The sequence below is a fragment of the Micromonospora sp. NPDC050200 genome (assembly GCF_040656135.1).
Taxonomy (GTDB): Bacteria; Actinomycetota; Actinomycetes; order Mycobacteriales; family Micromonosporaceae; genus Micromonospora.
In genome coordinates this window covers 1-3,072 of the sequence record NZ_JBFALG010000153.1, presented here as the reverse complement: position 1 = coordinate 3,072, position 3,072 = coordinate 1, and the positions used below count along the sequence as shown (strand labels likewise).

Here is a 3,072-nt window from a genome sequence, read left to right as displayed (position 1 = left end):
TCGCCGAGCAGCAGCGACAGCCGCGAACCGCTGTCCCAGTCGACGTCGAGGACCTGTAGCCGCGGGTCGTAGCGGCGCACGGTGCCCTCGTCGCCTAGACGCAGCAGGGTGTGCGGGTCGGCGGTGTGCTCCAGGGCGACGCGTTCGCCCGCCTGGTAGGTCACCGGTCGGCCCCTTCACTCGGGGTGGGCAGCAACCACCACGACCAGTCGGGCACGTCGACGTCGAGCAGCAGCAGCCCGTCGGCGTCGCGACGCAGCCGGTGCGGCCCCGCCCGTGCGGCCAGACAAGGTCGAACTCGATCCCCACCTGCCGCAGCCACGGCTCACGCCGGCCGGCCCGCTCCGACAGGCCGCGCCGGATGCCGTCCTGCAGATCGGCGGTGTAGCCGACGCCGGCCACCGGCCGTTCGCGGTCGACCCGCCCGGGACGGGGAGCCGCGGGGTGGAGCCTGACCCAGTCGTGGCGCAGCAGCGTGTCGGTCCGGGCCAGGATGTGTCGGGCAAAGGCGACCTGCCAGATGCGCCGCAGCAGCGGCAACATCTGCTCGGGGTCGCCGCCAGTATGCAGCAGCCGGGCGGTGTAGGCGCCGCCGGAGGCGGGGGCGCCGATCAGGATGGAACAACTCACGATGGACCTCCATCGACAGGTGCGAGGCCGCCGCCCGGTCGGGCGGGCGGTGCAGAGGGCTGTTTTTCTGGCCGCCGTGTCAGGCGGCGGGCGAAGTGCTGGTATGCGACCTGTGCCGGATTTCGAGTGAGGTCGGGGCGCACCATCGGTGGGAGCCGAGCCGGTCGGTGAACGGCCTGGCCGACTCCTTGCAGACGCGGTCGGTGGCGACCCGATCGCGATCGGGGTGCGGCCCATGGCGCACACGGCTCGCCCGTCAGCATGAGGCCGCCGAGCGGGAACGCCGGGAGCTGGCGGCTGCAGCAGCCCGAAAGCAGAGCCTCGATGCGCTGGCCGGACGGCAGGAGCCGGCAGGGCGGCAGGTGGCCGTGATGATCGAGACGAAGCGGGCGAAGGAGGAATCTGCACGTTGGCGGTAAGAATTTGGCGACCCGGCGACAAGTATGGACGTGAGACCACCACCTGGAGGTTCGGTGCCGGACGCGCAGCGGACGAACGCAGACAGTCAGCGCCTGACCGACCTGTTCCGTCGACATGGAGACGCCGTTTTCGCCTACGCCAGTAATCGGCTGGGCACTGAGGACGCTCAGGATCTCGTGGCCGAGGTGTTCGCCGTGGCGTGGCGGCGTTTGGAGACCATCAAGCACGGCCAGGAGAGGCCATGGTTGTTCGGGGTCGCGCGGCGGCTGGTGATGCAGCACTGGCGCAGCCGCTCGGGCCAGGCAGCGTTGCAGGTCCGCTTACATTCCCAGGTCGAACCCGGAGACAGCGAGCATTTCGATCCGACCGCCTCGCAACGGGCCGACGTGCTGGCGACCCTGGGCGCACTGCCGGAGGGCGACCGGGAGGTGCTGCTGCTGCGCTACTGGTACGACTTCAGCGGCCGTGAGTCGGCAAAGGTGCTGGGGTGCACCTCGGCGGCGTTCGCCGTTCGGCTGCACCGGGCACGTCGCCGGTTCGAGCAAGTCTACGGGCGGCGATCAGGTGAGCCGAAGCCGTCAGCCACGGGCAGTTTGCCGGCGTACACGAGGGGGCTTCAGTGAAGCGGCACGACAGCGTGACCGAGGAACTCATCAAGCAGGCCCGGCCCAACGGCCGAGTGAGCTTCACGACAAGCGCACAGGGAGAAGCATTGCTAGCTCAGATCCTCGACACGCCGCGACAGCCGCAGCGGCGGTCCCGGAAAAAGGCGGTGGGCATCGCGGGTGCGGTCGCGGTTGGTGCCTTGTTCGCTGGTGGCGCCACCGCAGCGATCGGCGGGTATCACGCGCCTACCGCACCGCCCGAGGCACAGCCCGCGAATGGTGACGCGTTCGTGTGCGCCACGGAGGGGATGCACCGGATGGGCGAGACCACAGCCATGGAGGGCGAGACCCCCGTCGACGCGTGCCGGAGAGCGTGGAGCCGCATCTTCAGCCACGACGCTCCGACCCACCTGTACGCGTGCGTGCAGCGCGTACAGGCGAGCCCTTCTCCGGGAAGCGGCGCTTCCCCCTCACCCGAGTGGGGAAAGCTCGTTTACGTCATCGACGGCCAGCAGTTCAAGAACGCGCCTGAGACGTGCGGGTCCGTCGGCATGTTCGTAGCACCTACTACCAACTGAATGCGGGTGCCGGGGGAGAACGCCTCCCCCGGCACGCGATACCTATCTGGCCTACGGGTAGTTGGGCTTCCAGGGGGAAGGTACGCTGCCGCAGACGTGAACGCCGTCGATCATGTCGTTCGGGCTACCGGATCCGCCGTCCTCCCGCGTGTCCAGCGCGAGGTTCGACCGGTATTCGCCGGACCTCACAGTGACGATTTTGCTCCACGAGCTCGAACCGTTGTAGTTGTAGAAGTACGAGGTGGTGCCGGCCGATTGCTGGTTCGTGATGGACGAAATCCGGTCGTTCCAGTAACCGCCGGTGGGGTAGCCGTAACGGCCCAGGTCCCACTCGCGACCGCAGGTGGTGAAGGCCAGCTCTTCACCATAGTACTGCCGGTCGGAGTATACGCAGACGTAGTAGATGTTGCAGGTGGACAGTGTGGTGATCGGGGAGTCAGCCTGCTTGGCTCCATCCTTGACCGGGCTGCGGAATCGCATGATGAGGCCGGGGGCCATCTCGACGGTCGTCGCGTCGATCTGGCGGGCGCCGGGAGTCCGGACGATGACGTCGTCGATCCCCTGCTGGAGTTGGGCCTTGGTAGGTGCCACCGTGGCGTGCTTCCAGTCGTAGCTGCTCGCACCCACCGCAGGGGCGGACGGCGCGACCCCTGCGGTCGGCGACGCCGCTGCCGCGACGGGGGAGGAAAGAAGGAGGGCTCCGGTTGCGACGAGAGCGGTCAGAACGGGGCAGGTTCAGCCGGCCGTAGCATTTGATCTTGCTGGTTCGGTGGGACAGGATGTTCCGCCGTGCGTGCGTTGTTGACCTTGGCTGATCGTGAAGAGATATCCCGTGGCCT

At 68.2% G+C, this 3,072-nt stretch carries 5 protein-coding genes; 2 read left to right on the top strand and 3 right to left on the bottom strand.

Annotation, left to right across the window (positions count from 1 at the left end; all coding sequences use genetic code 11):
* On the bottom strand, positions 1-164 hold a 164-nt coding region (locus AB0I41_RS35025; protein ID WP_357115726.1), incomplete at its 3' end, for a DUF4314 domain-containing protein.
* Positions 161-322 carry a hypothetical protein gene (locus AB0I41_RS35020; protein ID WP_357115723.1) on the bottom strand — a complete coding sequence of 54 codons (162 nt, stop codon included), beginning with the start codon at positions 320-322 and terminating at the stop codon, positions 161-163. The genes AB0I41_RS35025 and AB0I41_RS35020, both read right to left, overlap by 4 nt.
* A gap of 781 nt (positions 323-1,103) precedes the next feature.
* Between AB0I41_RS35020 and AB0I41_RS35015 the strand changes: the two genes are divergently transcribed.
* Positions 1,104-1,673 carry an RNA polymerase sigma factor gene (locus tag AB0I41_RS35015; protein ID WP_357115720.1) on the top strand — a complete coding sequence of 190 codons (570 nt, stop codon included), beginning with the start codon at positions 1,104-1,106 and terminating at the stop codon, positions 1,671-1,673.
* Positions 1,670-2,233, top strand: coding sequence for a hypothetical protein (locus tag AB0I41_RS35010; RefSeq protein WP_357115717.1), 564 nt, complete (start codon positions 1,670-1,672; stop codon positions 2,231-2,233). The genes AB0I41_RS35015 and AB0I41_RS35010 overlap by 4 nt, the downstream gene beginning before the upstream one ends.
* Before the next feature lie 51 nt (positions 2,234-2,284).
* On the opposite strand, the gene AB0I41_RS35005 is transcribed toward AB0I41_RS35010, so the two are convergent.
* Positions 2,285-2,824, bottom strand: a complete 540-nt coding sequence (locus AB0I41_RS35005; RefSeq protein WP_357115714.1) for a hypothetical protein — start codon at positions 2,822-2,824, stop codon at positions 2,285-2,287.
* Between the last annotated feature and the right edge of the window lie 248 nt (positions 2,825-3,072).